Source organism: Xanthomonas prunicola (assembly GCF_002846205.1).
Taxonomy (GTDB): domain Bacteria; phylum Pseudomonadota; class Gammaproteobacteria; order Xanthomonadales; family Xanthomonadaceae; genus Xanthomonas; species Xanthomonas prunicola.
Genome location: NZ_PHKV01000001.1, coordinates 1283368 through 1308836, shown reverse-complemented (window position 1 = coordinate 1308836; position 25469 = coordinate 1283368). Strand labels below are relative to the sequence as shown.

Annotated in this window: 35 protein-coding genes; 5 read left to right on the top strand and 30 right to left on the bottom strand. The window is 63.5% G+C overall.

Annotation, left to right across the window (positions count from 1 at the left end; genetic code table 11):
• Window position 1 precedes the first annotated feature (1 nt).
• From XpruCFBP8353_RS05890 to XpruCFBP8353_RS05875, 4 genes are read right to left on the bottom strand one after another with little or no spacing between them, the layout of a single operon-like run.
• A complete protein-coding gene (locus XpruCFBP8353_RS05890; protein WP_101362311.1) occupies window positions 2-214 on the bottom strand; it encodes a hypothetical protein in 213 nt (70 codons plus the stop codon).
• Window positions 211-489: a hypothetical protein gene (locus tag XpruCFBP8353_RS05885; protein ID WP_101362310.1), complete on the bottom strand. Its 279-nt coding sequence runs from the start codon at window positions 487-489 to the stop codon at window positions 211-213. Before XpruCFBP8353_RS05885 ends, XpruCFBP8353_RS05890 begins: the two co-directional genes overlap by 4 nt.
• Before the next feature lie 10 nt (window positions 490-499).
• The gene (locus tag XpruCFBP8353_RS24455) at window positions 500-820 is read right to left on the bottom strand and encodes an ogr/Delta-like zinc finger family protein (protein ID WP_015472857.1); all 321 of its coding nucleotides are present in this window, start codon (window positions 818-820) and stop codon (window positions 500-502) included.
• 2 nt (window positions 821-822) lie between these two features.
• Entirely contained in the window at window positions 823-1083 is a 261-nt protein-coding gene (locus XpruCFBP8353_RS05875) for a helix-turn-helix domain-containing protein (protein WP_165786134.1), read from the bottom strand.
• Between the two features lie 73 nt (window positions 1084-1156).
• On the opposite strand from XpruCFBP8353_RS05875, the gene XpruCFBP8353_RS05870 reads away from it, so the two are divergent.
• Window positions 1157-1588: a helix-turn-helix domain-containing protein gene (locus XpruCFBP8353_RS05870; protein ID WP_101362309.1), complete on the top strand. Its 432-nt coding sequence runs from the start codon at window positions 1157-1159 to the stop codon at window positions 1586-1588.
• A gap of 735 nt (window positions 1589-2323) precedes the next feature.
• On the opposite strand, the gene XpruCFBP8353_RS23355 is transcribed toward XpruCFBP8353_RS05870, so the two are convergent.
• From XpruCFBP8353_RS23355 to XpruCFBP8353_RS05745, 26 genes are all read right to left on the bottom strand, one after another.
• The gene (locus tag XpruCFBP8353_RS23355) at window positions 2324-3262 is read right to left on the bottom strand and encodes a hypothetical protein (RefSeq protein ID WP_133125624.1); all 939 of its coding nucleotides are present in this window, start codon (window positions 3260-3262) and stop codon (window positions 2324-2326) included.
• Window positions 3263-3778: 516 nt separating this feature from the next.
• Window positions 3779-4765, bottom strand: a complete 987-nt coding sequence (locus XpruCFBP8353_RS05865; protein WP_101362308.1) for a phage late control D family protein — start codon at window positions 4763-4765, stop codon at window positions 3779-3781.
• The gene (locus tag XpruCFBP8353_RS05860; protein ID WP_101362307.1) at window positions 4762-5163 is read right to left on the bottom strand and encodes a phage tail protein; all 402 of its coding nucleotides are present in this window, start codon (window positions 5161-5163) and stop codon (window positions 4762-4764) included. Before XpruCFBP8353_RS05860 ends, XpruCFBP8353_RS05865 begins: the two co-directional genes overlap by 4 nt.
• A gap of 12 nt (window positions 5164-5175) precedes the next feature.
• Window positions 5176-8046, bottom strand: a complete 2871-nt coding sequence (locus XpruCFBP8353_RS05855; protein WP_101362306.1) for a phage tail tape measure protein — start codon at window positions 8044-8046, stop codon at window positions 5176-5178.
• Window positions 8047-8075: 29 nt separating this feature from the next.
• Window positions 8076-8189 carry a GpE family phage tail protein gene (locus XpruCFBP8353_RS05850; protein WP_017120157.1) on the bottom strand — a complete coding sequence of 38 codons (114 nt, stop codon included), beginning with the start codon at window positions 8187-8189 and terminating at the stop codon, window positions 8076-8078.
• An 8-nt stretch (window positions 8190-8197) separates the two neighbouring features.
• On the bottom strand, window positions 8198-8500 hold the full coding sequence (locus tag XpruCFBP8353_RS05845; protein WP_101362305.1) for a phage tail assembly protein: 303 nt from the start codon (window positions 8498-8500) through the stop codon (window positions 8198-8200).
• A gap of 45 nt (window positions 8501-8545) precedes the next feature.
• Window positions 8546-9055, bottom strand: coding sequence for a phage major tail tube protein (locus tag XpruCFBP8353_RS05840; protein WP_101362304.1), 510 nt, complete (start codon window positions 9053-9055; stop codon window positions 8546-8548).
• Window positions 9056-9084: 29 nt separating this feature from the next.
• Window positions 9085-10251, bottom strand: a complete 1167-nt coding sequence (locus XpruCFBP8353_RS05835; RefSeq protein WP_101362303.1) for a phage tail sheath protein — start codon at window positions 10249-10251, stop codon at window positions 9085-9087.
• An 11-nt stretch (window positions 10252-10262) separates the two neighbouring features.
• The gene (locus XpruCFBP8353_RS05830; protein ID WP_101362302.1) at window positions 10263-10622 is read right to left on the bottom strand and encodes a GPW/gp25 family protein; all 360 of its coding nucleotides are present in this window, start codon (window positions 10620-10622) and stop codon (window positions 10263-10265) included.
• Window positions 10619-11182, bottom strand: coding sequence for a phage baseplate assembly protein V (locus XpruCFBP8353_RS05825; protein ID WP_101362301.1), 564 nt, complete (start codon window positions 11180-11182; stop codon window positions 10619-10621). Before XpruCFBP8353_RS05825 ends, XpruCFBP8353_RS05830 begins: the two co-directional genes overlap by 4 nt.
• 60 nt (window positions 11183-11242) lie before the next feature.
• Window positions 11243-11821, bottom strand: coding sequence for a phage tail protein (locus XpruCFBP8353_RS05820; protein ID WP_101362300.1), 579 nt, complete (start codon window positions 11819-11821; stop codon window positions 11243-11245).
• A gap of 9 nt (window positions 11822-11830) precedes the next feature.
• Window positions 11831-13336, bottom strand: coding sequence for a phage tail protein (locus tag XpruCFBP8353_RS05815; protein WP_101362299.1), 1506 nt, complete (start codon window positions 13334-13336; stop codon window positions 11831-11833).
• Between the two features lie 9 nt (window positions 13337-13345).
• The gene (locus tag XpruCFBP8353_RS05810; protein ID WP_101362298.1) at window positions 13346-13891 is read right to left on the bottom strand and encodes a phage tail protein I; all 546 of its coding nucleotides are present in this window, start codon (window positions 13889-13891) and stop codon (window positions 13346-13348) included.
• A complete protein-coding gene (locus XpruCFBP8353_RS05805; RefSeq protein ID WP_101362297.1) occupies window positions 13884-14774 on the bottom strand; it encodes a baseplate assembly protein in 891 nt (296 codons plus the stop codon). Before XpruCFBP8353_RS05805 ends, XpruCFBP8353_RS05810 begins: the two co-directional genes overlap by 8 nt.
• Before the next feature lie 228 nt (window positions 14775-15002).
• The gene (locus tag XpruCFBP8353_RS05800; protein ID WP_101362296.1) at window positions 15003-15422 is read right to left on the bottom strand and encodes a hypothetical protein; all 420 of its coding nucleotides are present in this window, start codon (window positions 15420-15422) and stop codon (window positions 15003-15005) included.
• A 177-nt stretch (window positions 15423-15599) separates the two neighbouring features.
• Window positions 15600-16046, bottom strand: coding sequence for a phage virion morphogenesis protein (locus XpruCFBP8353_RS05795; RefSeq protein WP_101362295.1), 447 nt, complete (start codon window positions 16044-16046; stop codon window positions 15600-15602).
• Window positions 16034-16453 carry a phage tail protein gene (locus tag XpruCFBP8353_RS05790; protein ID WP_101362294.1) on the bottom strand — a complete coding sequence of 140 codons (420 nt, stop codon included), beginning with the start codon at window positions 16451-16453 and terminating at the stop codon, window positions 16034-16036. Before XpruCFBP8353_RS05790 ends, XpruCFBP8353_RS05795 begins: the two co-directional genes overlap by 13 nt.
• The gene (locus tag XpruCFBP8353_RS05785; protein ID WP_101362293.1) at window positions 16450-16938 is read right to left on the bottom strand and encodes a hypothetical protein; all 489 of its coding nucleotides are present in this window, start codon (window positions 16936-16938) and stop codon (window positions 16450-16452) included. The genes XpruCFBP8353_RS05790 and XpruCFBP8353_RS05785 overlap by 4 nt, the downstream gene beginning before the upstream one ends.
• Window positions 16938-17576 (bottom strand): glycoside hydrolase family 19 protein, encoded by a 639-nt coding sequence (locus tag XpruCFBP8353_RS05780; RefSeq protein WP_162300951.1) that lies wholly within the window; start codon window positions 17574-17576, stop codon window positions 16938-16940. Before XpruCFBP8353_RS05780 ends, XpruCFBP8353_RS05785 begins: the two co-directional genes overlap by 1 nt.
• Complete coding sequence (locus XpruCFBP8353_RS05775) at window positions 17576-17851, bottom strand: phage holin family protein (protein ID WP_047127452.1); 276 nt, start codon at window positions 17849-17851, stop codon at window positions 17576-17578. The genes XpruCFBP8353_RS05780 and XpruCFBP8353_RS05775 overlap by 1 nt, the downstream gene beginning before the upstream one ends.
• A complete protein-coding gene (locus XpruCFBP8353_RS05770) occupies window positions 17844-18200 on the bottom strand; it encodes a phage holin family protein (RefSeq protein WP_005917737.1) in 357 nt (118 codons plus the stop codon). Before XpruCFBP8353_RS05770 ends, XpruCFBP8353_RS05775 begins: the two co-directional genes overlap by 8 nt.
• A gap of 4 nt (window positions 18201-18204) precedes the next feature.
• On the bottom strand, window positions 18205-18414 hold the full coding sequence (locus tag XpruCFBP8353_RS05765) for a tail protein X (protein WP_005917735.1): 210 nt from the start codon (window positions 18412-18414) through the stop codon (window positions 18205-18207).
• Complete coding sequence (locus tag XpruCFBP8353_RS05760) at window positions 18414-18881, bottom strand: head completion/stabilization protein (RefSeq protein WP_101362291.1); 468 nt, start codon at window positions 18879-18881, stop codon at window positions 18414-18416. The genes XpruCFBP8353_RS05765 and XpruCFBP8353_RS05760 overlap by 1 nt, the downstream gene beginning before the upstream one ends.
• A 98-nt stretch (window positions 18882-18979) precedes the next feature.
• Complete coding sequence (gpM, locus tag XpruCFBP8353_RS05755; RefSeq protein ID WP_101362290.1) at window positions 18980-19699, bottom strand: phage terminase small subunit; 720 nt, start codon at window positions 19697-19699, stop codon at window positions 18980-18982.
• A gap of 3 nt (window positions 19700-19702) precedes the next feature.
• Window positions 19703-20719 carry a phage major capsid protein, P2 family gene (locus XpruCFBP8353_RS05750; protein WP_101362289.1) on the bottom strand — a complete coding sequence of 339 codons (1017 nt, stop codon included), beginning with the start codon at window positions 20717-20719 and terminating at the stop codon, window positions 19703-19705.
• Window positions 20720-20778: 59 nt separating this feature from the next.
• The gene (locus XpruCFBP8353_RS05745; protein ID WP_101362288.1) at window positions 20779-21621 is read right to left on the bottom strand and encodes a GPO family capsid scaffolding protein; all 843 of its coding nucleotides are present in this window, start codon (window positions 21619-21621) and stop codon (window positions 20779-20781) included.
• A gap of 142 nt (window positions 21622-21763) precedes the next feature.
• Between XpruCFBP8353_RS05745 and XpruCFBP8353_RS05740 the strand changes: the two genes are divergently transcribed.
• From XpruCFBP8353_RS05740 to XpruCFBP8353_RS05725, 4 genes are read left to right on the top strand one after another with little or no spacing between them, the layout of a single operon-like run.
• Entirely contained in the window at window positions 21764-23527 is a 1764-nt protein-coding gene (locus tag XpruCFBP8353_RS05740) for a terminase ATPase subunit family protein (protein WP_207759597.1), read from the top strand.
• Window positions 23527-24540, top strand: a complete 1014-nt coding sequence (locus XpruCFBP8353_RS05735; RefSeq protein WP_101362286.1) for a phage portal protein — start codon at window positions 23527-23529, stop codon at window positions 24538-24540. The genes XpruCFBP8353_RS05740 and XpruCFBP8353_RS05735 overlap by 1 nt, the downstream gene beginning before the upstream one ends.
• Before the next feature lie 25 nt (window positions 24541-24565).
• A complete protein-coding gene (locus tag XpruCFBP8353_RS05730) occupies window positions 24566-24811 on the top strand; it encodes a Com family DNA-binding transcriptional regulator (RefSeq protein WP_080766523.1) in 246 nt (81 codons plus the stop codon).
• Window positions 24729-25439: a DNA-methyltransferase gene (locus XpruCFBP8353_RS05725; RefSeq protein ID WP_101362285.1), complete on the top strand. Its 711-nt coding sequence runs from the start codon at window positions 24729-24731 to the stop codon at window positions 25437-25439. Before XpruCFBP8353_RS05730 ends, XpruCFBP8353_RS05725 begins: the two co-directional genes overlap by 83 nt.
• Window positions 25440-25469: the final 30 nt, after the last annotated feature.

The following is a 25469-nucleotide window of genomic DNA, read 5'->3' as shown; positions in this document are numbered from 1 at the left end:
CTTAGACGCCGAGCCAGCGCCGAGGCGCGTGCGGAGATGGGGCGTTATCGATCACGACGTAAGCACCGCCGGCGCGACGGTGTGCGTCAACGGCGGCAGCGAGCAGGCGGGCCTCTTCGTGCTTGGCGTGCGGCGCGATGCGCTGCGGCGCATTGCTGGCCGCATCGACGAATCGTGGCTCCTGTGCGGTGAACCAGCTGTTGGCATTCCTCACGAACCGACCTCGGTGTTTCTGCGTTGGAAATGGAACAAAGTGGTGGCGGCATCGGTCAGCACGACCAGGCGCTCATCGAAGGCGTCAGAGGTGGCAAGCCCATCACGCATGAGCGCGGCAACCACAACCGCGCCGAAGCGCTGATCTGTCTCAGGTGCGGCAGTGCGGCCGATGTAGCCGTGCTCGGTCTTCACCAGGCCGTCGTGGATGCGCGCAACGTCCAGGCAAAGCTTCGCCGTGGGCGGCAATGCCGCCCAATCAAGGGTCTTTTGCATTAGGGGTGCCTCAGAGGTGAGGGAAGAACGGCTCGCCGCCGACGGGGAGCAGATCCAGCTGACGGTCGCCGAGCGACTCGCGGTAGGCCTGCAGCGCTTGGGCGCGCTGATACGCCGGTGTGGGTGGAAGCTCGCTGTGTGAGGTCGGCACGCCGCTGGGGCTGGCAATACCGGTCAACTCCGAATGGCCTGTATACGTCGCGCCACACATGGGGTTCTCGCAGACATAGGAGTCATGGCGCAGGAATTTATGTGCGAGAACGCTGGTGCGTTTGATGAGCCTTGCACTGCATGCCTCGCAACGAAAAACGATCTTTTTCCGACCGAACATGCTCACCCCCTAGAGCGCTTGGAAGTTTGGACTTTTGCGGCATAATCTGGTGGTGCTTTGAGGCCAAGAGCGATCGCAGCGGTGTGCGCGTCGCCGTATTTGCCTTGCGAGCGCCCACGGAGTAGGTCGTCGATAACCGTGCGATTCACCCCAAGTTGCCGGGCGAATCCAGAGACCGTGATGCCGTTGGACACCAACCATTCCCGCGCCTCTGCCGGGCTTCGGGGATGGAACTGCTGCTGAGCTTGCACGTTGCGGGGCATCGGTTGCGATTGTCTGCGGTTTTGGAAATTGTTGGTGTTAACACCAATTTTGTCAATATGAGGAAAAACCTGAGTGACTGTAGGGAAACGCCTGAAGGAAGAACGCAAACGCCTGCGCTTGACGCAGCAGGAGATGGCGGACGCATGTGGCATCTCGAAGTGGGCGCAGCTGTACTTCGAGAAGGATCAGAACATGCCGGGTGGAGCCTACTTACTGGCCGCGCATGCTCGCGGGGTTGACGTCATGTACGTGTTGTTGGAACAGAGGGCGGAGTTGGATCCGTCTGAGGCTGCGCTGTTAGCTGCGTTTCGTGCGGCACCGCAAGAGCTTCGCACCGCAATGTTGTCCAACCTTGTATCGCTACGATCGGCTGGCGTGAAAGCTGCGCCTGTTGTGACGCTCAACGACAGCAGCCAGGTGGCGCAAATGCTGACCAATACGGGCGATATCGATCAAAGCAACATGCAGATCAACATGGGCGGCCGTAAAAAAAAGAAGTCGTAATCAAGCTGCAGATAGGACAGCTGGTCCTCGCAAAAGAGAGCGTTATCGGCACTAGACCTAAAACCTGTATGGCGTAGGTTTTACATGTGCTGTTTTTGCGATGCAATTCGCATAAGCTGCGCACTTCGACGGCAAAGTTGTGGCAGCGGATGTTTGCCGGATGCATCGGCTGGCCCCTAAAGTAACTTGCGCTAGCGAGCACTTGGCTCCGCGGGAGGTGGCTTACTGGCGCCGACAGCTGATAGAGGAATGCAGCAAGCCTGCTCTTCGCCGACTTAGCCTCAGGCTTAAATCCATTGGTCGCCAGGCAATCGGCGTTTTGAATGCCTTTTAAGTAAGTCAAATTATTCAGAAAAAGTGGGGCCATTACGGCCCCACTAGTCACACATTAATCATGGTGGCGGCCGCGATGTGCGCGGCTGTGGGGCGCTACATCTTTAAGGTCTTACATCAAAAAGTGCAGCAGCAGCGCAGTGAGTCCGCTGCCTAATGCTAGCAGGCTCATAAACAATAAAAACTTGGCGTAGCTATAATTTACGAAGGGCTTTAGTTTATTCAAAGACTTTAGATAAAAAAGTACGCATGCAGCATACGTGATGACCATGCAGGCATATACCGCGAATTTCTGCCAATCGATCTGGCCGGTTGATTGCCATCCAATCCACGCTAGAACTGTGGCAAACACCAAAAACAGGAGTGATCGAAATAAGGGTGTATTGCCATTAGGAATTGTGCTCATCGTATAAGGGTCTCAATTGTGCATCGAACACCGGAGGGAGTAGATGCACATGCGATTATAAATCCATTGTTGACTGGAACGCCTGGCGGTGTGGTCCAACCCACGTTTAGGCCAGTTAAGTGATCAACCATTTCTCCACCTGCCGCCATCCCCTTTGCGGTGTTTGGGTAAACATAGTTGATCTTTCCCGTAGCGCCCCCTCCCGCGTCATTAGTGGTCTCAGGTATCAAGTTGCCCGCGGCATCAGTGGCAAATCCCTTCACGTACCTGTATTGCCTGGTCTGGTAATCCCAGCTGACCATAAAAGAGGATCCATCAGGAAACTGAATGGTATTGGATAATGTAAAGGGGGTTTTTATGAGGGTTATCGACGCAAAGTTGGTGAAGGTGGCCAGGGCAACGCGTGTTCTATCCTGTAGCCAGTAAAAAGGCCCCAAGTTATTTTGATTGAAGACCAAGTCGATAACCGATTTCTGATAAACTGGTGTGTTTACCATGTCAAATGCGGTGGCTTGGTGAGTCGTGGCAGCAGTCATCACGAATTTCGCTTGCGCTGCGTTCGCAGGAATGGTGTAGTCGGTTTGGAAAGTGTTAGTTATTCGAGTGGTTCCGGTTGAATCGTAAAGATCCAGCCCGTAGCTAAAAAGTTGCATTTCGTCAGATGTCAACGGTATTAGCTGAATTGACCCTCTGTCCGAGGCGGCTCTGTCTGCCTTGAAACTGGCGGGCGGGATAGTTTGTCCCTGTGTGAGGTAGTGCGTCAGCCGGCGGGTGGTGAAGTCCCAAAAATAGTGATGTCCATTGCCCAAGTCACGCGCCCTGAATCTCATAGCTTGGTCGGCGCATGCGTTACAAACAGTGACAGTGTCATCTGCGCTGGCTTTAAAGGAGAGGGCGATGAGTAATAAAGCTGCACATCCAAGTGATCTATTCATTAAGTTTCCTTATTTCCCTAATGGTTTTTTGGTTGGTTTTCGGTGTACCCAGGCTCGCGCTCATAGACTAGCTTCCGCCGACATTAGGCTAGTTGCGCTTCATCCGCAGCGTCAACATTTTCTTATTGAAGGATGAGTGCATGCATTTTTACTTGCGTAAAGAAATGCTGCATCCTAATCGAGGCGCCCGTGGTCCGGGGTGGAAAGGTTATTAATCATTACCTTTATATTTTTTGAGATAAATTCTCTTTTTGAGACTTGCATCTGACTCGCGAGCGTAGCCGCGTTGAAGTGGTGCGGACTATCTTTAACGCTTCTGGTTAGCGTCCTATATCTGTGCTTCATATCAACGGATGCCAGCCACCTTCGCCTCTAACTCGCATCACAAAAAAAGCGTACATGCGGGCCGAGTCGAGTTATACATCGCCGACTGCACGCGGCACTGCAATGGTTGTGCTCGGGTTGATCGATGCTGGGCAGGGCGGCTTAAACGACTGTACAAAGCGGCAACAGTACTTATGTCGTGGTCTCCAGTTCGAGTGCGGTGGTGAAGCCGCTGGAGCCGTTGATCGTATGGGTGACTTTTGCAATCAGCCAAGATTGCCCGTCAATCTCGGGTTTGAAGCCACTCATCGTGAGGCGTTGTTCTGGAAACAGGTCAGCCCGTCCGATGGCTAAGGTGTAGCCGAGCTTCGCCAGGCCGCGCTTGATCCGCTCCAGCTCCGCATGCGCATGCTGGCGTGCCGTTGCCGCATCGGCATACGACTCGCGCAGGCGCTTGGCATTGTCGTCTGTGCCGACCAGCACCGACTGCCGCCGCGCTTTGCCTTTGTCCACCCAGTACGCGCGCACGCCGGTATAGGCATCGCGGTCGGCCACGGAGTAACGGTGTTGGTCGCCATCGCGCCGCGTCAGGGTGACGGTCGGCAGTGGTTTGCCGGTTGCTGTGGTGCCCGCACCGATCGGCGCAAACACCAACGCACCTGCCTTCACCGTTGCAATCGCATCGAAGCGCTGCCCCAGGCGGGTGAGCAGATTCATGTTGCTCTCGTTGGCCTGGTCGAGATGGGGCAGCTTGGTGCGTGCCAGCGCCTCGGCCACGCGCGGCGTCAGTCCATGCTCGCCGGCGAGCGCGTTGAGCACGTCACCCAGCGTGGTGTTGTGCCAGCTGCGTTCGCGCCGCGTGCGCATGTCTGTAGTCAGATCCGCACTTCGCGCGCGCACGGTGATGATGTCCGGCGCACCGCTGTATTCCACCTCGTCCACGATGAAGGTGCCTTTGTCGACCAGGCCGGTGGCTTTCCAGCCCAGTGCAACGGCCAGGCGCACCCCACGTTTGGGTAGCGCTATCTTGCCGTCATGGTCGTGGATACTCAGGTCTAGTTGGTCGGCATCGCCGCCCCGGCACTCGGTGAGGGTGAGATCGCGCAGGCGCGGCGCGATGCGCTCGGTGAGGTCGGTGCCATCGAGCAGCACGCGCCACTGGGGAATCGGGTAGCTCATGCGGCGGTCGCCTCGGGCGCCACGTCGTCGGTGCGGCGCAGGCTCAGTTGGAACTCGACGCGGCGCGGTGTGCCATCGGGAAAGAACAGCGAGGCCGTCTCGTTGATCGCCAGCAGCAGATACGGCCCATAGACCACGCCGGCGCCGTCGACCAACGGCAACGGCTCACCATCAGCTGCGAGTTCGCGCAGCGTGTCCAGCGAGGCGCGTGTGCCGGTGAGCTCGGGAGCGATCAGGCCAGAGAGGTCGATGGTGTCATCGCCTGGGCCCAGGAACTGGCTGGCTGCTCGCGCACCGACGCGCTCGCTGGTGGGGTGGCGCCAACTCATCTGCCGCTGCATCTGCAGATACGCGGCGCTATCGAGGGCAAACACAAACGTGCCGTAGGACATCATCATCGGGGTGGATCCTCAGTCGTCGCGCAGGCTGGAACGGCGGGTGGCCGCCGTGCGCCGTTCGCGCTCATCGATCTGGCGGGCGACTTCGCGCGCCAGTGCAGTCGCATCCATGCCCGGTGCGGCATGGACGTGGATGACGTAGCTGTTACCGCCTGCAGGCGCGCTGGCGGCGCGCGCAGGGGCCGACAGCGGCGCACGGCTGTCGATTGCCGCCACAGGCGCTGTGGCCGTCGCCAGGGCCAGGCCTGCGCCCACGGCACGCATCCGGTTGCCAAGCGCCATGACGGCCTGCACAGGCGCGCCCTGGCCGCGCTGCAAGCCCACGGTGAGGCCTTGCATGGTGAAGTCGCCCAGCTGGGCGAAGACGCGCGAGGGGCTGTGGATACCCAGCAGGCCCTTAAAGCGATCGACCACGCCAGTGCCGACGCTGGCGATCGCATCGCCGGCCGCGCCGAGCTTGGAACGGATGCCCTGGACAAGGCCGCTGATCATGTCGGCGCCGGCCTGCAGCATCCGTGCCGGCCAGTTGGCCAGCTGCAAGTTGATACCGGCCCACAGCTGCAGCAGCCCTTGGCGGATGCGATCGCCATTGCCGGTGAACACGCCCACGATCAGCGACCAGGTGCCCTGGACGGTTTGCCACACGCTGCCGAGGATCTGCTTGATCACCGGCAGCACGAACACAAACGCCTGCACCAGCCAGCCGATCGCCTTGAGCGCCAGCTGCAACTGGGTGACCAGCACCGCGCCCAGAATCTGCCCGAAGCCGCGACCGGCCTGCGTTGCACCATGCAACTGCGCGGTGGTGGCCTCGAACGGTGTCAGCAGCTGCTTGACCCACGCCCAGGCCTGGCCCATCGCAGCGGCCACGGTGTCCCACACCGGCCCCAGCGGCGCGAGCGCGGCCTGCAGCTCGGCCAGCACCGGTGCGGCCACATCGACGATGCCTTGCCACACGCCGATGGCGAAGGCCTTGATCGGCCCCCAGTACTTCCACACCAGCAGCGCCACCGCCGCGACGGCTGCACCGATTGCCAGCACCGGCAGGCTGACGCCGCCGAGCAGCGGCAGCAGCAGGCGGGCGCCATTGGCGAGCATCGGCAGCACGCGGCCGCCGAACGCCAGCCCCTGCCGCAGCAGCGCACCGAAGCCGCCACCGCCCGACAGCAGGGCCACGGCGCCGTGGATCTGCGAAAACGCCATCGCGGCCACGCCGCCGGCCACCAGCAGCCCGCCCAGGACGGTGAGCAACGCCGCGCCACCGATTGCGACCTTGGCGATCGCACCCACCAGCGCAGGATTGGCGCGGATCCAGGTCGTGACCTGGCCGACCACCGCAGCCGTGCGCTCGGTCAGTTGCTTGAACTGCGGCAGCAGGGTTTGGCCGATCGATTGCGAGACCACCACGGCGGTGTTCTTGAGCAGCTGCAGCGAGTTGGCCGAGGTGGCCACCCGCGATGCGTACTCGGCCGACATCGAGCCGCCGTAGCGCTGCGCATCGGCGACCTTGGCGAAGTTGCCCTGCAGCAGCTCCAGATTGGTCAGCAGTGGCGCGATTGCACCGATCGACTCGCGGCCGAACAGCTGCGTCATGGTCGCTGCCTGCTCGGCCTTGGGCAGTGCGCGCAGCTTCTGCAGCACCGACATGATCGCCCCGCCTGCATCCTTCTGCATGACCTCGGCCATGGCGCTGGCCTTGATGCCCAGCTTGTCGAAGGCCTCGCGCTGGCTCTTGGTGGCCGACTCGCCCGAGGCCAGGGTAAGCAGCATGTTCTTGATGCCGGTGGCCGAGACTTCCGACTCGATGCCCATGCCGGCGACAGTGGCACCCAGCGCTGCCAGTGGTCCGCTCTGCAGGCCAGCGACCTCGCCCAGGGCACCAATGCGGTTCACCACTGCGCTGATCTTGTTGACGCTGGCCGGGCCGGTGTTGCCGAGGTAGTTGATCTTGTCGGCCAACACGACGACCTCGTCCTGGCCCATCCGGAAAGCGGTGCGCCAGGTCGCCATGGTCTGGCCGGCTTCCTCGGCACTACTGTCGAAGGCCACGCCCATCTTCGCCGCGTCCTCGGCGAAGCGGACCAGCTCCTGGCGTGGGATGGCGGCCTGGCCGGCGGCCGCCACGATCTTGGCAATCTCGGCCGGCAGCATCGGCAACCGCATCGAGAGATTTTCGACATCGCGGCCCATCTGCAGGAACTGCTGCGGCGTCTTGAAGTCCACGACCTTGCGCACGTCGGCCATGGCCGACTCGAACTCCATCGCATCGCTGATCGGCAGTGCCGAGGCACGCAATGCACGCTGGCCGGCGAAGGCCATGCCGGCGCCGTAGGCGCTCGCCTGCAGGCCGGCGCTCTGGATGCGAGCGCTGCGACGCTGTGCGGCATCGATCGCCGCCAGCCGTTGCTGCTGGGCGCGCATGGCGGTGTTTGTGCTCTCGATCTCACCGCGCAAGCGGCGCTCATGCGTGACCAGCTCGCGGGTGCTGATACCGGCCGTCTCCAGACGACCACGCAGCCGCTGCAAGCCCGCTTCCTGTGCGCCGTGTGCGGTCTTGAGTTCGCGAGCGGTGCGCACCGCTCGCTCGAACTCGGCATTCATGGCAGCGGTGGGCATGCCGGTGGCCTTGATCTGCTGAGCGAGCGTGCGTACCGATTGCCGCTGCGCATCAAGCGCAGCCTTGGCACGCTGTGCCAGCGCGACTTGCTCGCGATAGGCGCCGATGTCGCGGTGCTGGCTGTTGAGCTGACGCAGCGCGTCGCGCTGGTTGCGCAGTGCGGTGGCAACGCCACGGCTGCCACTGAGTACGCGTTTGAACGGGCCGGTAGCGCGATCGACCGCCGCAAGGATGACCTGCAGGCGCAGATTGTCGGAGGCCGCCATTTAGGCGGCCTCGTTCGTGGGGTGGCGCATTACTCGGCTCCGCTTCGTAGGCGGGCACGCTCGCGCCACGCCGTGAGTTCGTGCAGCGACCAGCCGTCCATTTCGGACGGCGGCCAGTGGAAGACGGCCGCGATATCGGCCATCGCATCCTCTACGCAGTCGGGGACACCACTTCCCTCTGTGCCTTCGGCAAGAAAAAAAGCGCCACCTCCTGGCCGACCGCCAACAGGTCGGCTGGATCCATCGCGTTGACGTCGGCGGTGGTCAGCGTGGGCGAGGAAATGCGCGGCAGCAGCGTTGCCAGCGCAGTGACATCCATCTGCAGCAGCTCGGCGAGCTTGAGGCCGCGCAACTCACCGGCGCCGGGCTTGCGCACCTTGAGGTCGGTGATGGTCTGCTCGCCGCGCGTGATGGGCTGGTCGAGGGGAACGGCTGGGGAAAAGGTCGGGGTCATCGGAAGGTCTCAAGGTGAAGGCCTGGCGGCGCCAGGCCGGAAGGGTCAGGCGCCGATGGCGCGGCGATGCGGGGCGAGCAGATCCACGCCGTTGACGATCTCGATCATGTTCATCAGATCGATTTCGATCACGGGTGTGCCGTTGATGCTCAGCTTGTAGTAGCTGGCCGAGGTCTTGACGGAGAATTCGGTGTCGTCGCCGGACTTACCGGTGCCGGGATCAATCTCTTTGTGACGGCCGCGCACCACGAATTCGACGGCATCCACCGCGCCGTTGTCGTCGCGCTGGTAGGCGCCGGCAAAGCGCAGCTGCACGGCGTTGTGCGTGGTGGCACCGTACTGATTCAGCACGCCGCGCATCAGACCGCCGCACTTCCATTCGAGCTCGATCTTCTCCTGACCGAAGTCGATATCGACCGGGCCATTCATGCCGCCGCCGCGATATTCCTCCATCTTGCGGGACAGCGTGGGTAGCTTCACTTCGACCACCTGGCCGAGATAGCTCTCACCGTTGTTGAACAGATTGAGCGCCTTGAGTTTCTTGGGCAACGCCATTGGGTTCTCCGGGAATCAGATCGGGTGCGTTACGCGTTGACGCGTTCGGCGAAGTCGGCCAGGTAGCTGGTGGTGATCTTCTGGTACAGCTGCAGGTTCTCCAGCGGCGGCACCGGGGTGTAGTCGTAGTCGATACGCAGCGCGCCATCGGCGAGCGTGGTGGCGCTGTTGACGGTGCCGTCGTACCAAGCGTTGGCATCGATCAAGTAGCCCGACGACTTCAGGTCGCGGAACTTGGCGTTGATCGTTTCAATCAGGTCTTTGACCAGCGAGGGATGCATCGGCTTGTCGACGTAGAACGCCACGCCCTCGGCGATGGTGTCGGCCAGGACCTGCGCGGTGCGCGTGGCGGTCTCGAACGCGAACATCGCGTCTTCGGCGCACGTGCGCGATCCCCAGAAGCGTTGCCCGTTGAACGTCACCAGCGTGGTGATGTCGCCCTCGTTGAGCACGCCGGCATCGGTGGCCGGGTCTTGCAGATCCCAGTGCACATCCTTGGAGATGCCGGTGACGCCGGCCACGGGCACGTTGGACAGGCTCTTGTGCCAGCCCTGCTCGGTGTCGATCTTGGCGCGCAGGCCGAGCGCACGCGCAGTGGCATACGCGGCCGTCGTGGTGCTGGTGGCGGTGTCGAAGGCCAGGAAGTCCGGCCAGATCAGCATCACCTCGCGATCGCTGAACTGGCCTCGGTAGGTGACAGCCTCGGCGACGGTGTCGGCAACGGGGCGCACATAGGCCATCGCGCGCAGCTTCTTGGCGATTGTCGCCAACGCCTTGGCGACCGGCAGTGTGTCCAGACCAGGCGCGCCCAGGATGCGCGGGCGCACGCCCAGCTGTGCCTGCGCGGCGAGCAGCGCATACAAGCCGGTGTAGCCGCTGGACTTGGCCTCGCCGATGACGTTGCTGGACGTCTTGGCTGCATCTTCGCCGTCGGCCACACGCACGACGATGGTCACCGGGTTGGTCTGGTCGGCAATGCCCTGCAGCGTGGCGCGCAAGGTGCCCTGGGTGCCGGCGCTGGCAACCGCGCCGAGCACATCGGTGACCAGTACGGCCTTGTTGAGCGGGAAGATTTTCTCGTCCGCATCGGCCGCCGTGGCGACCAAGCCGACGACAGCGGTGGAGACAGTGCGGATGGTGCGCGTGCCCGCGCTGACTTCGATGACGCGAACGCCGTGGTGGTAGGCAGTGGACATAGATTCCTCGATCAGGACGAGCGGAAGCGGAGCGGGATGGTCATGCGCGAGCGCGCATTGGCGGGGGCGACGTCAGTGCGTTCGCCTTCGATCGTCAGCACGAAGCGGCCAGGCGCATCACCGACGACCACCTCGACGCGGGTCAGTCGCAGGCGCGGTTCCCAGCGCATCAACGCGGTGGCTGTGGCGCCGTAGAGCAGCGTGCGGGTGGCGCCGTTGAACGGCTGGTCGATCAGCTCGGGCAGCAGCGAGCCGAAGTCGCGGCGCTGCTCGCGCGTGCCGATGGGCGTGGTGAGGATGCAGGCGATCGACTGGGCCAAGTGCTGCTCGCCCTCGATCACGCGCCCGGTAGTGGCATCGACGCCGATCACTGCGGGCCGCCGCTGAGCGCGCTACCGGCGGTCACGCCGGTGGTCTTGTGGTGCTTGAGGCTGATCCCGCCGCCGATCACGTCGGTATCGACGGTGGCCGTGCCGGTGATGCCGGCATCACCATTGATCTGGGTGGTGCCGTTGACGGTCAGCGGGCCGTTGAGCGTGATGCCGCCGTCGGCGGTGATGGTTGCAGTGCCGCCGCTGGGCAATGTCGCCTGCAGCGCGTGCGCCTCGGTGTCGTAGTGAATCTGCGCGCCATCGGCAAAGCGCAGCACATGGAGCGTGTCGGATGCGGCAGGCGCGGCGAATTGGTCGGAGTACAGGCCGCGCAGCACCAGACCATCGGCCAGGTCGCCAGCCGGCGACAGCACCACAACTTGTTCGCCGATTGCCGGCGCCGACCAGATGATGGTGGTGCCGGCCAGGGTGACCACCCAGGGCAGATAGTCGGTCAGCATCTCGCCGACTTGCACGCGGCATCGCGCGGTGGCGAGATTCACCTCGGCCACGGTGCCGAGACGAATGGCGTTACTCAGTGCGGAGGATGCGTTGCCCATGCAGCCATGGTCAGTGGCTGCACGATGTTGCGCACTGCAATCGGTGCGTAACGCAGTGGGCTACACGGTCGCGTCTTCAGACGGCTTGGGCTGTACGGCCCATGCCTGTGCGGCTTCGTCCCACACCACCGTGCCGTCGACCGAAACCGGCGCCGCCACGGTGGTCAGGTGTCCCGGCAACGCAACGCCAGCGGCCAGGCGCGGTGCGATCGCGCCGCTGGCTTTTTCCCACACCAGCGCAGCGCTGTAGTCCGGATCTGCGCGCCAGCTCGCGCGTGCAGCGTCCCATACGTTGCGGCGGTAGTCGCTGGGGAGAAACGCGATCGGCTGCGAGGTGGTGTAACCCTGCGGGAGTGCATCGCCCAAGGCAAGCGTGTTGGCGACCGGCGTGGCGGTGTCGGTGCTGTAGAGCATCACGCCGCGATAGTCCGGCACCAGCTCCCATGTGCCAGACGTTGGCGACAGGCGGTGCCGCTGATACAGCCCTGCAGGCGGCGCGGGCGCGGTGGCAACAGTGTCGGGCGGCAGCGGGTAGCGTCCTTCCAGCTCGGAGAGGTAGACGGTCACCGGGCCGGTGTACTCACCGGTGGTGCGATCAAAGGCGTAGGCAGTGCTGGTGCGTGGCAGCGGGTTGGTCATGGTCAATCCTCAGTAGGCGATGCAGTAGGTCATGCGCAAGCCGGCCGGCAGGTTGTCTGCACCGCCGGCAGCGTTGACGGTGATGGCGTGGTCATGGGCGCCAGCGCCACGGTGATCCACCACGTGCACGTGATTGCCGCCCTCGGCGATGCCGATCCCGTGGGTGTGGTTGCCGGAGCCGTTCATGCCGATGTTGTGGGCGTGGTTGCCTGCGCCATCGGTGCCAAAGCTATGGGCATGGTTACCCCCGGCACCCGTCCAACCGTCCGAGGGAGCTGCATCGTTGTCGCGTTCGCGGAACACGCCATAGCCGTTGATCGCACTGGATGGAACCACACCAGGGTGCTGGTGATCGCCGGAGGCGCTGGTGCTGCCACTGTGTCCATGCCAGCCCTGCGTGTCGGTCCACGCCCCGTGCGCATGGTCGCCGCCTGGATTGACGCTTGCACCGTGTGCGTGGACGCCGGCGGCGCCCAGTGCGGTGTAGTGCGCGTGGTCGCCCACGGCGGCTGCGCTGGCTCCATGCGTATGGGAAATGACCTGGCCGGCGCCATACGAACCCACCGAGGTTGCGACGCTTGTATGGGTGATGACGGTGCCGTCCTTGATCTTGGGCACGTTGAAGGTGGTGTTGCCGTCGCCTGCGCCGTAGACCGTGCCAATGGCAGCGAACAGTGCTGCGTATTTGGTGCGCGAGATCGCCGCGCCATCGCAGACCAGCAGGCCAGTTGGTGGATACAGCGAGGCCATGACCACGATCTGGCCCGGCAGCAAGAACGAGCTGGGCACGTTGAGCATGTTGCGGAAGTCGCGATACCACTCGCCCTGGCGCCCATCCAGGGTGTCCGCATCCAGGCCATTGCCGTGACCGGCGTCATTCAGTGCAGCCGAGCGAATACCCAGCACATTGCGGGCCGCCGCCGCAGTGGTACGCGACAACAGTTCCTTGATGAATTCGGTTGGTCCCATCTCGCCAAGGCGCTGGTCCAGTGACGCAAGCAGGTTGGCTGGCGACACCGCCCGTTCTCTGTCCACGCCTGCGATGGCCTGGGCGTCAGTTGCCAGGCGCACCACACCGGGCACGTCTACCGTCGCGGCCGGATCGGTGAAGTTGGTGTCGCCGAAAGTGATCTGCGCGGTGTCCACGTCGGCCAGCACTACGTCGATCGCCAGCAGCACAGAGGCGGCGCCGGACTTCTCCACGAGCAGCGCGGGCTGGCCGTAGGCGGCAAACAGCGTGCCGTCGGCCAGGTACAGGCCGAAGCCGTAGCAGCTGTAGACGGCATTGGATTCGTCGCGCACCGACACGTGCATCGTGTCCTTGGCCGTGACCGACCCGCCGATGGTGGTCAGGCGCTTGATCTCGGACGGCAATGCGGTGAGCTCGGCGTTGGCGACGAACGCCACGCTGGTCAATCCGACGGCGGCGATGGTGACCGCCTGGGTGCCGTTCTGCTTGGCATTGACCAACGCTTGGCGGCCGGCGGTGGTGATCTTGAGTTTGAGTCCGGGCATGTGTGCTCTCTAGCTCGCCTTGCCCTGCAGGCGCAGGAACAAGGTGGTTCTGCCGCGCGCCACGACGTTGAGTCGGGCCTCGGCTTGGAATCCTTGGGTGAAGCTGAAATGCGAGCGCACGGGCTTGGTGCGCTCGACCTCGGCGATGACTTCCTCGACGAACCGGGCGCTAGCGCTCTGCCCATCGGCGCCAGTGAGCGTCAGCGCCAGCTCGAAGGTGTGCGGCTGACCGCGCGGCTCGGTCTGCCACCACTCGCGGATGGCCACCGCGCCGCCAAACGACTCGACGACCATGCGCACGCTGTTGGCCGTTCCCTTGCGCCGCTGGATTGCCATCGCGCTACGCAGGCGCGAGCGCTTGACCGCATCGCTCCAGTCGGCCTTCCAGTCGTCTACCGACAGCGTCCAGGCCAGCCACGGCAGATGACCGGCCGGGCACGTGTCCGGATTCCACAGATTCGGGTACGGCAACGGGATCGCTTCCAGGCGAGCGGTGACGGCGGCCAGGGCGCGTTCCATCGGCGTGGCGTTGGGCGGCAGCGGTGAACTACTCATCGATACCGGCGTGCACGATGTCGATCGCGGTGCAGTAGGCGGCCTGCGTGCGACTGATCCGGATGTCGGCTGCAGGCGAGTCCAGCTCGACGCGCTGCACGCCATCGGCGAACAGCTTGGCCTTGATCGCAGATTCCGGGACGTCGCGGCCAATGCGGTGCGCCTCGGCAAGATAGGCCTGCAGGCTGCGCAGCGCCTCGCGCATGACCACCGCCGAGTCGGGCCCAGCGTAGGTGTAGACGCGCCCACGAATGGCGTACAGGACGATCTCGGCGCTCTGGACCGCTACCTCGTCGGTCAACGGGCGCACGTCGGCATCGGTGAGGACGGCGGCCACTTCGTCGAGCAGTTCCTGCGGCGCGGTGCCATCTCCGGTGCGCGATTGCACGGTGACCAGCACTTGCCCAGGCGCGGGGCTGGTGGCGCTGGCATCCATGACATCGGCCGCCGCGCTGAGCGCGTGATAGATGTACGCGCCCTCGGGGCCGGCAACACTGAAGCCCTCAGGCGCAAGTTGGATGCGACGGCGGAAGTCCACGTCCGACTCATAGGTCGGTGCAATGCCGGTCTCCGGCTGCCCCGGATCGAGCACCAGGCGCGCGACGCCAAACAATGCACCCAGGTGATCGAGGTTGCTGCCGGTGGCGAAGGCCAGCATGGTCTGCTGCGCCTTGTCGTTAGCGCGCTGGCGGATCAGCAGCTCGCGGGCCGCGAACAGCTGCAGGAGCTTGTAGACCGGATCCGCCTCGGTGAGAGCGGAGAACTCCGGCAGCAGCCTACGGAATTGAGCAAGCGCTTCGGCAAAGATCGACTCGAAGTTCAGTGCTTCAATCAGATCTGGAGCTTGGAGTTTCGAAAGGTCTACTGCGGTGAAAGAAGCCATATGAGATCCAAGTACGAATCAACATTCTTCGTACCTGGGCCTAATTTATCCAGGATTTTTCTATGTAGTTTGACCAACTACGGAGCTATGTAATTTTCCAAATAAACGGAATTTCTCGTCTTACTTGGACTTCAAATTCAAGCTGCATGATTCACGTCGCGCGGCCAAGCGATTTTCGCAAGAATAAGCTGTGCCAAATTGCTTTGGGTTATTTTAATGTCCCCGAAGCTATTGGTCAGTGTCTTTAACGAGAATGTACAAGTGAGTATCTTGGTCAACGAGGCACAGAACCGTGTAGGAAATGACAATGCCGCCACCTGGCTCAACGCTAATGCGGTCAAGTTCTTCGATGGTGAATGTTTCATATGAGCTTGGGTCCGCAAGTGGGACTACCATCGCTTCAACAGCTGAACTTATTTCTTCCCCCGACATTCCATGGCTTCTCTCTATCTCTTGATACTTTCCTTTCTTATAATTTTCAATAAATAAAATCTTTCCATCCCCCAATAGATTGACATCCTGATCTTCGCTCTCTTCTGAACGCCAAAGGCTGCAATCCATTGAGTTCTCATGAGTCAAGATGAATTGCTGGGATTCAAGGTATTGGTTCACGATACGCACATAATCAGGGTCTGCTTGTTCAAACATAAGAGGCCTTTAGGTTTAACCTTCAAAAAGGATCTGTCGGCTGCACCGTTCTTTTTGATTGTGGCGCTTAATTAAATTTTTTAAAAACGATGCAAGGTCACTTTATCATCGTGGTTGATCGCCCTCAATGCTTCTTTATGGTCGAGGTCGTTGCCAAGCCTCCTCGGTGGTATCGGTTTAGGTTAGGTGGTTCAAGAGTTGATCGCGGATGAGCTGCCGATCTTCTTCGGACAGGCCCAGCAGCACGCGCTTGTCATATCGGGCCATCGGACCAATAGGTCGCACCCGCTCGGTCAACCCCTCTTGATGCACGCGGGCAATGCGCGACACACGCCCCATAAATCCCACGCTCACCTGGTTAGGGCTGGCGCTGACCTTGAAGTACTTGGCCTGCCGCAGCTTGGCAAACATCTTCTTGCGTTTGACTCTGCCCGCCTTGTCCCGCAGTTGTTCCTTGCGCGGCGCATACGGTGTGCCGTCCGGCGCCTGTTGCTTGCCGATGCGCTGGCTCTGCGAGCGCCGCAACGCGGTGCCGATCTTGCGGGCCAAATTGCGTCGCTCGCCCTCCTGCAGGCGCGCCAGCAGCGGCGCCGCCCAGTTTTCCAGCGCGGTCAAGTCATCCATGTGGAATCAATCTGCGGCTCAGGCGCATGCGTCATGTCATAGCCGCCGCCGTCCTTCGCCGTCACGACCACCCGTTCGGTAAGCGGCAACTTGATCGACAGATCCACCGCATCGTTGGCGAGGATGTCGGCCTCGAAGGCGATATCGCCGCGTCGCGCAGGGTTGGAGAGTAGCTCGGACTGATTGACCTGCACCCATTCCAGCAGCGGCAGCATCACGCTGTCGGGATGGCCGGCGTAGTCGGTCAGAATCAGGTTGAGGGTGTACTGATACTCGAACGACAGCCCCGGCTGGAACGTGCTGACCAGGCTGCCGGCGTCGATAAACACCAGCAGCCGGTCGGCATCGCGCGCCAGATCCGGCAATGCCGCGACCAGATGCGCGCGCAGGCTGGCGGGCTTGATCATGGCGCCGCTGCCGGTAGATGCAGATCGATCCAGTCCTGCAGCGCGCTCAGCTGCGCGGCGGTGGCGTGGCAGCTGGTGTAGTTGTCGGCGACGGTGCCGGCGATGCCAGAGAGCGTAATGCCGGCGGCCGGCGCATCAGGATTTCCGGTGGGCGGCCCGGCAGGGTTGCCCGAGGCGGCGGCGTCGTGCAGCCGCACAAAGCCAGCAGGGATAGCGCAAGCAGCATCGGCTTTCTGGGTGACATAGATCGGGATCTCGCGGGTGATGGTGGCGCCGGCTTCGCGCACGATCTGCACGCGGTCGACGTACTGCGTCACGACGGTGGTGGAGCCTTTAGCGCTGTCGCGTTCCGCTTCGGCCTGGCGCTTGGCCTGCAGCGCTGCATCGCGGTCTTGCTGCGCTGCGCTGACGCGTTGCTCCTGCCACACGCAGCCGCCGACGAGCACTGCAATCAGCGCCAGCAAGATGATCAGGCGCGTAACCATCAGGGTACGCACAGGATCTGCAGGGCGCGCTGCGTGCGCGTGACGCGATCGCTGTGGCCTTCCGGCAAGCGCTTGGCGCGTACGTTGCCCAGGTTGATCTTGCGGCCCAGACCGAGCACATCGCCCGCATCGGACAGCACGTTGAGGCCGTTGTCCTGCCAGTACGCCGCCGCGCCCAGGGCGCTCGGCTCGATCTGCAGCAACAGATCCGGCTGCTCTTCCACCGGCAGACCGATCAGCACACCGATACGGCGGTAGTTGCCCCGGAAGGTGTGCTGCATTGGGCCCCGGCCCCGGTGGCGATAGCCGTCGCCGCTGGCTTCGTTGCCGTTGCCCAGGCGGTCGGCGTAGACGAAGTTGGCCAGGCCCACCGCATTGCGCAGGAACTTGGGCGCCTGCGCTGGGGTGATGCGTGCACCAAACACCTCCAGCAAGCGGGCGCTGGTGGTGTAGTGCAAACCTTCTTCCATCCGCGACAGGCTCAGGCTTTCGTGGCCGACCTGGCCGAGCCAGTGCGCGGCGCGACGCTTGGTGGTGATGCCAAAGCGGTTGGCGGCGGTGAGCAGTGGGCCATGCCAGCGCTGGGCGCGCTGTGGTGAGCACTGCATGATCGAGGCGAGCTGGGTATCGGTGAACATCAATCGACCTTCAGGATGCGCGCCACATTGCCCTGGGCGCGGTAGGTGAGCACCGCCAGCACGATCAACGTGCCCAGGTGCCAGAGACTGACTTGCGAGCTGGCGCCGGCCAGCAGGATGTGCAGCGCCTGACCGCCGGTGCTGGCGATCAGCAACCACGCGCACCAGCCCGCGCCGCGTCGATGGCGCGCATCGACCGGGCGGTGGTAGGTAAGCAGGCGGACGCAGATGGCGAGCGAGGCCATCAACGTCAGGACGGTGACCAGGCTATGCACTGGGCGGACCTCCACGACGTAGGAAGGAAAAGTCGAACGACTTGCTCTTTTCGATCAGGCCCAGCGTGACGGTGATCGCGCACGCGGCACTCGCAAAAGCGGCCACGCCGCTGGACTTGATCGGCAACCAGCGCAGCAGCTCCGGCGCCAGCTGGTAGCCGGCGATCACGCTCACCGGGAAATAGATCAATCGCGCCAGCAGCGGTTGCTTGGCAGCGGACACGACGAACAGCGCGCCGCCGGCGAAGGCGCCGATCAGCGCGTCACCGTCGATGCCAGGCAGCACGGAGGCAAGGCCCACACCGGTGGCGATCAAGAAGCCGCTCGATACGGAGGTGGGTTCGGTCATCAGATCAGTCCCATAGCTGCACAAGCGGCGTCATCGCCGCCGTGGTGGTGGTTACCTCGGGCAACTCCACTGGCGTGCCATGCGGCAGCACGGCGCCCAGTTCGGCCAGGCCGGGATTGAGGAGGTAGGTGCGCTCGACCAGGCCGGCCGTGCTGCCCAGGTGGCGCCAGCACAGCAGGTCGACGGTGTCGCCTTGCATGGCGTGCACGCGCATCAGATGAGCTCCACCGTGCTGCGCGGCAGGTTCTGCAGGTCGCGCACGGCCCAGCGCTGATCGCGGCGTAGCTCGGTGATGCTGGGTGACAAGTCGTCGGCGCGCTGGTTTGCACTGTCGGTCGCGTCGAAGCTGCGGTAACGCTCTGCCACCTCGACAGCGGTGGCACACGCAACGGCGCGCAGGTACAGCTGCACGCGGCGCGAGACGCCATCGACGGTGGTGCTGGGCACGTCAGCCAGCGCCGCGTAGCCGGCGGCCTGCTGCGTCTGCGCCCAGGCATCCAGCTCATCGTTGACCGCCAGCATGGCGGCAACAATGGCGTGGCGCAGACGGGCATCGGTGACGGTGCCATCCAGGCGCATGCTCGCGCGCACAGTCGCCGGTGCGATCGCCGGCCAGAACGGTGCATTGGCGATCGCATCAGGCGTGGCGCTGGTCGTACCGGTGGCAGTGAATCCGCTCATGGATGGCTCGGAAGAGATCGCCGGTGGTCGGGGCGTCACCGCAGCGATGGAGTGCTGTGGATCAGCCCCGAGCCGGCGAGGGTTGCGGGGACGCTCGGTTAGGCGCTGGTGCCCGCAGGCTCAGCGCTGAACTTCTTCAAGAGACGCTCGGCGCGCTCCAGATCCTTCTTGCCGCCGCAGCTGCCGTGCAAGGCGATGGCGCGCTGCAGGTCGGCCACAGCGGCAGCGGCGATCGGCTGCGCTTGGTCGGCCGGCGTCTCATCGGTGATGCCGGCCAGCGATGCGCGGGCCAGTGCAAGGTGCAGCTTGGCGCGCACCTCGTCGGGCATGTCCTGCTCGGCCGTCAGCGCGGCGGTGTCGGCCAGCACGGCCGCATCGAAGGGCTGGCCGGTCTTCTGCGCCGACAACGCCGCCTCGGCCACTTCCTCGGCCAGCACGCAGCCCACCGTGCGGGAGAAGCGGTCGGGCATCTGCAGGCCATGCTTGAGCACATAGGCGCCCAGCTCCAGCGCGCCGGCATAGTCGCCGGCATCAATGCGCCAGACCATGCACGTCATGACGATCTCGTCCTGCGCGCCCTGGCCGCCGGCCAGTACCCCGGCCAGGTACGGCACGTAGGTCGGCAACAGCTGCACCTTGAGCGCCGCCTTGCCCTGGGTGGACTGGATCTGCTTCAGCCGCAGGCGATCGCTCTGAAGCTGCGCCATGTGCTGCTCGTAGGCCGTCGCACCAGCCATCAGCTGGTGCGGTGCACGCTGGGCGGCTTGCAGCTCGGCGAGCACGCGGCTGTGGTGACGCTTGGCGGGACTGTCGGCCATGGCTTAGGCCTCGATCTCGATGTGCTCGACCACGCAGCCCAAGCCGTAGTCCTCGACCACGTAGGCATCGTTGGAGGACTCGTAGTTCTCGATGCGATCGCGCGCGGGCACTTCTTGGATGTAACGGCGACGGCCGCCGGTCTGGTAGTAGATCGACAGGTTCGCCAGCGAGGTCACCATCAGCGCGCCGTCGGGCAGGTATGGCACCTCGGCCACCTGCAGGCCGCCGACACGGCGCTGGCTCAAGATCAGGTCGGTGGCGATCTTCTCGCTGGCCGGCTGCTCCTTGTTGACCATCGGGAAATACTTGTCGTGCATCAGATCGCGGCCGAGCACCACCACCAAGCTCGGATCCTTGCGGTGCCACGGGTCCAGCAGGTTGCTTACGACGTCGTACACCAGCGCATCAAGGTTGCCGTAGTCGGCGTCGGCAGAGCCGCCGACGACTACCTTGCCGGCGGCCTTGCCGCTTGCCAGCACGCGCTGTGCGGCGTTGGTGCGGTACTGCTGCAGCCAGCCGATGTTGACGTCTTCCAGCAGCGGGAATGCGGCGCGGTCGGTGTCGGCGGCGGCGTGCGTGCCGTTGAAGCCGATCTGCAGACGGTCTAGCGCCTGACGCTTGACGATGGCATCGCGCAGGCGCGCCTGGAAGTCCGGGAACTTGGCCCAGGTATCGAGCAACGCATACGGAATGGCGGTGTCGAAGTCGGTCTTCTTGGCGAGGTACTCGTTCTTGTCGAGCGCGGCCACATTGCGCGGGGTGCGGGTCTTGCCGGCGCCGGTATCGGTGCGGCTGGCAATGCTGCCGGTGACGCCGATGCCCACCTTCTGGCCGGACAGTTCGTCCACCGGGATGATATTGATCTTGGACAGGAACTCGCTCGACTCCTGCATGCGCGTTTCCAGCTTCTGCTGCACGGTCGGATCGACAGCGAAGGAATGGAATGCGGAGGTGATGCCGTTGAGCTTGGCGATCTGCTCGGCGAACTGGTTGAACTGCAGGCGGGTGGCGTTTTGCATGATGGCTCCAAAGGTGGGGCGCTGGCGGCGTGTGTGTGGTGTGCGAAGGGGCGGAGGGATCAGCAGTCGGTCAGCACGGCCGCACCGCTGCCGGTGACTACCGGGCGTGCGGGCTGCGCGGGGTCGGGCTGCTGCGACAGCGACTCGCGTAGCTGCGCCAGGTCGTTCGCCAGCTGCTCGTGCTTGGTCTTCTGCTCGGCGTGTTCGGCCTGCAGGCGGTTGAAGCGTTCGTCCTGGCCGCGCACGTGCTCGGCGATCTCTTCGACGCCCTGGCCGAGGTCGGCGAACTGCTCGGCGGTGATGCTGGTGGCGTCCTCGCTCTTGAGCGCGGTGCGGATCCGGTTGAGCAGATTGGCGACCGGGCCTTCGCTGACTTCGCTGAATTCCAGCGCCGTTTCCTCGGCGACGGTGAACAGGTTGCCCGGTGACTGCTTGCGATCGGCCAGCGGATTGGCGTCCGGGTTCTGGCTGGCGAAGCTGAGCATGGAAGTACCCAGGCTGGCCGGCGAATCAGTCACGGCCAGGCCGACCAGATACGCCTTGCCGGTGTTGGCGAATTTCTCCTGCACCTCGATGCTGGTGTAGAGCTTCTGCTTGGACTTGTTGATGGTGATCAGATCAGCGGTCGGCTCGATCTGGGCAAACAGCGCCAGACGCTTGGTGCCGTCAATTTCGACCTCTTCGGCCTTGACAGCGGTGACATCGCCATACGCACGGAACGGCGAGTCCGGCAGCAGGCTGCGCATGTGCTCGATCCAGATGCGGGCGTTGTAGGTCTCGCGGTTGTAGGTGGCGGCCATGTCGTCGATCCAGCTGCGCTGAATCGTGCGGCCATCGGTGGTGGCCCCTTCGACGGCCACGCGGAACCAGTTGGAACGAAACTTCTTGGCCTTGGCCGACATGGGTGTCCTCTGCGCTGGATGCGTTTGCGATGACCCATGGTCAAACGCGACGCATAGCGCAGCAACGCAATCACCGTGTAAATCAGGCGATTACGCGTCGTTGAACTGTCGGGATTAAGAGGTGGGCCGCACCCTGGTCGGCATGCAAAGCGTTGCCACCCAGCTCCCGATGGACACCCGCAGACAGGCCAAGTTCCTGTACTGGATGGGATGGCGCGTGACCGAAATTGCGCAGGCCATCGGCGAGAACGAGAAGACTGTACACAGCTGGAAGTCGCGTGACGAGTGGGATCGCGCAGACAACGTTGAGCGCATCGGTGGTGCACTCGAAGCGCGCCTGGTCGTGCTGATCATGAAGCCGGAAAAGTCCGGCGGCGACTTCAAAGAAATTGATCTGCTGCACCGGCAGCTGGAGCGCCAGGCGCGCATCCAGCGCTACCAGGGCGGCGGCAACGAAGCTGACCTGAATCCGGCTGTCGCCAATCGCAATGCTGCGCCCAAGAAGAAGCCCAAGCGCAACGACTTCACCGAGGAACAGATCGAACAGCTGACCACGGCGTTCGTCGACGGCTGCTTCGACTATCAGCGCGATTGGTATCGGGCCGGCAACGAGCGCACCCGCATCATCCTCAAGTCGCGACAGATCGGCGCCACGTTTTACTTCGCCCGCGAAGCGCTGATCGATGCGCTCACCACCGGGCGCAATCAAATTTTCTTGAGCGCCTCCAAGGCGCAGGCGCACCTGTTCCGCGGCTACATGCAGCAGTTCGTGCGCGAGACCATCGACGAGACGCTCTCCGGCGGCGACAGCATCGTGTTTCCCAACGGCGCCGAGTTGTTCTTTCTGGGCACCAATGCACGCACCGCCCAGGGCTACCACGGCAATTTCTACTTCGACGAGTTCTTCTGGACCTACGGGTTCAACGAATTGAACAAGGTCGCCAGCGGCATGGCGATGCACAAGAAGTGGCGCAAGACCTACTTCAGCACCCCGTCGAGCATGGCCCATGAGGCCTACACGTTCTGGACCGGCGAACGCCGCAACAAGGGCAAGCCGGCTGCGCAGCGGATCCAGATCGATGTGTCGCATGACGCGCTGGCCGGCGGGCGCCGCTGCCAGGACCGCGCGTGGCGGCAGATCGTCAACATCCTCGACGCCCAGCGCCGTGGCTGCGACCTGTTCGACATCGACGAGCTGCGCGAGGAATACAGCCCGGACGCCTTCGCCAACTTGTTGATGTGCGACTTCGTCGACGACGGCGCAAGCATCTTCCCGCTGGCGATGCTGCAGCCGTGCATGGTCGATAGCTGGGTGGAGTGGGGCGACGACTACAAACCCTTTGCCTTGCGTCCCTACGGCGATCGCGCGGTGTGGATTGGCTATGACCCGGCTGATACCGGCGACACCGCCGGCCTGGTGGTGGTGGCTCCACCGTCCATCCCAGGCGGCAAGTTCCGCATCCTCGAACGGCATCAGTTCCGTGGCATGGACTTCGCGGCACAGGCCAAGTTTATTCATGGCGTCACGCAACGGTACTGGGTGACCTATATCGGCATCGACACCACCGGCATGGGCAGTGGCGTGGCGCAGCTGGTGAAGCAGTTCTTTCCGAATCTGGTCACCTTCAGCTACTCGCCGGAAGTCAAAACGCGCTTGGTACTCAAGGCGTTCGATGTGATCCACAACGGCCGTCTGGAGTTCGACGCCGGCTGGATCGACATGGCGCAGTCGTTGATGGCCATCCGCAAGACCATGACGGCCAGCGGCCGGCAATCCACCTTCACCGCCGGCCGCTCGGAAGAGACCGGCCACGCGGACCTGGCGTGGGCACTGTTCCACGCGCTGCAGAACGAACCGCTGGAAGGGCGCACCGCGCGCAACTCCGGCTTCATGGAGATCTCTTGATGTTGACCGACCAGCTGCCCGCCACCGCGCCTGCAGCGCCCGCACGCGCCGAGGCCTTCACCTTTGGTGATCCGACACCGGTGCTCGATGGGCGCGGCGTGCTGGACTATCTGGAGTGCTGGCAGAACGGGCGCTGGTATGAGCCGCCGGTGGCGCTGGATGGCCTGTCCAAGACCACGCGCAGCAATCCGTTTCTGCAGTCCGGCCTGATCTTCAAGCGCAACATGCTGGCCCGCACCTTCAAGCCGCATCGGTTGTTGACGCGTGAGGCCTTCGAGCAGCTGTCGCTGGACTGGATCACCCTGGGCAATGGCTATCTCGAACGCCGCCGCAATCGCCTAGGCAATGCGCTGTCGTTGGCGGCGCCGTTGTCGAAGTACATGCGGCGCGGCATCACTGAGGGCGAGTACTTCCAAGTGCGTATGTGGCACGACGAGCACGTGTTCGAGCCGGGTAGCGTGTTCCAGTTGCGCGAGGCGGATGTCGATCAGGAGCTCTACGGCCTGCCCGAGTGGATGCCGGCGATGCAGTCCGCGCTGCTCAACGAGTCCGCCACGCTGTTCCGCCGCAAGTACTACAACAACGGCTCGCATGCCGGCTTCATCCTGTACCTGACCGACCCGCAGCAAAGCCAGGAAGATGTCGACACGCTGCGCAACGCCATGAAGGGCGCCAAGGGGCCGGGCAACTTCCGCAACCTGTTCCTGTACTCGCCAGGCGGCAACAAGGATGGCTTGAAGCTGATCCCGGTTAGCGAAGTAGCGGCCAAGGACGAGTTCAGCGGCATCAAGGGCATCACCCGCGACGACATGCTGGCCGCGCTGCGCATCCCGCCGCAGCTTATGGGCATCGTGCCGCAAAACGCAGGCGGTTTCGGATCGATCCGCGAGGCAGCTGCTGTCTGGGCCGCCAACGAGCTGGAGCCGCTGCAGGCGCGCATGTTGAAGATCAACGACTGGGTGGGCGATGAGGTGATCGCCTTCGCCCCCTACGCGCCGCCAGCGGTCGCGTAATCCTTTCCCACCGCAAGACCACGCAATGCTCAAGAACCTCCGTTGTGGCGAATGCGCCCGCTTGCTATGCAAAGCCGGCGCCTTCGACGAAATCCAGATCAAGTGCCCACGCTGCGGCACGCTCAATCACCTGAAGGCCGAGAGCCTCACCTCCGATCGCCGTGAGCGAATCCAAGAAGGCTCTCACCATGAAAAACCAGCTGCTGCAGGGCGACGCCCTGACCATCCTGCCCACGCTCGAAGCGAATTCGTTCGACGCGCTGATCACTGATCCGCCGTATGCGAGTGGCGGCCTGCACGCCGCCGCGCGAGCGAAGCCGCCCTCGGCAAAGTACGTCCAGGGCGGTGGCGCGCAACTGCACGCCGACTTTGTCGGCGACGAACGCGACCAACGCTCGCACCTGAAGTGGATGCATCTGTGGCTGTCCGAGTGCGCGCGCGTGCTCAAGGACGGCGCGCCGGTGCTGCTGTTCACCGACTGGCGGCAGCTGCCGCTGACCACCGACGCGCTGCAGATCGCCGGCTTCACCTGGCGCGGCATCACCGTCTGGGACAAGACCGAAGGCGTGCGGCCGCAACTGGGCCGGTTCCGCAACCAGGCCGAATACATCGTCTGGGGCAGCAAGGGCAACATGCCGTTGGACCGCCGCGCGCCGGTGCTGCCTGGAGTCATCCGTGAGTCGGTGCGCAAGGCTGACAAGCACCACCTGACCGGTAAGCCGACCGGATTGATGCGGCAGCTGGTGCGGATTTGCGAATCGGGTGGTCGCGTGCTCGATCCTTTTGCTGGCAGCGGAACCACGTTGGTGGCTGCGCAGCTGGAAGGATTCGAGGCAGTCGGGATTGAGATGACGGATCAGTACGCCGCCGTTACCCGCGACCGCTTGACCGCTCTGTAATCAGGCGACCGGGCCGCCCCTAGCGGCTCG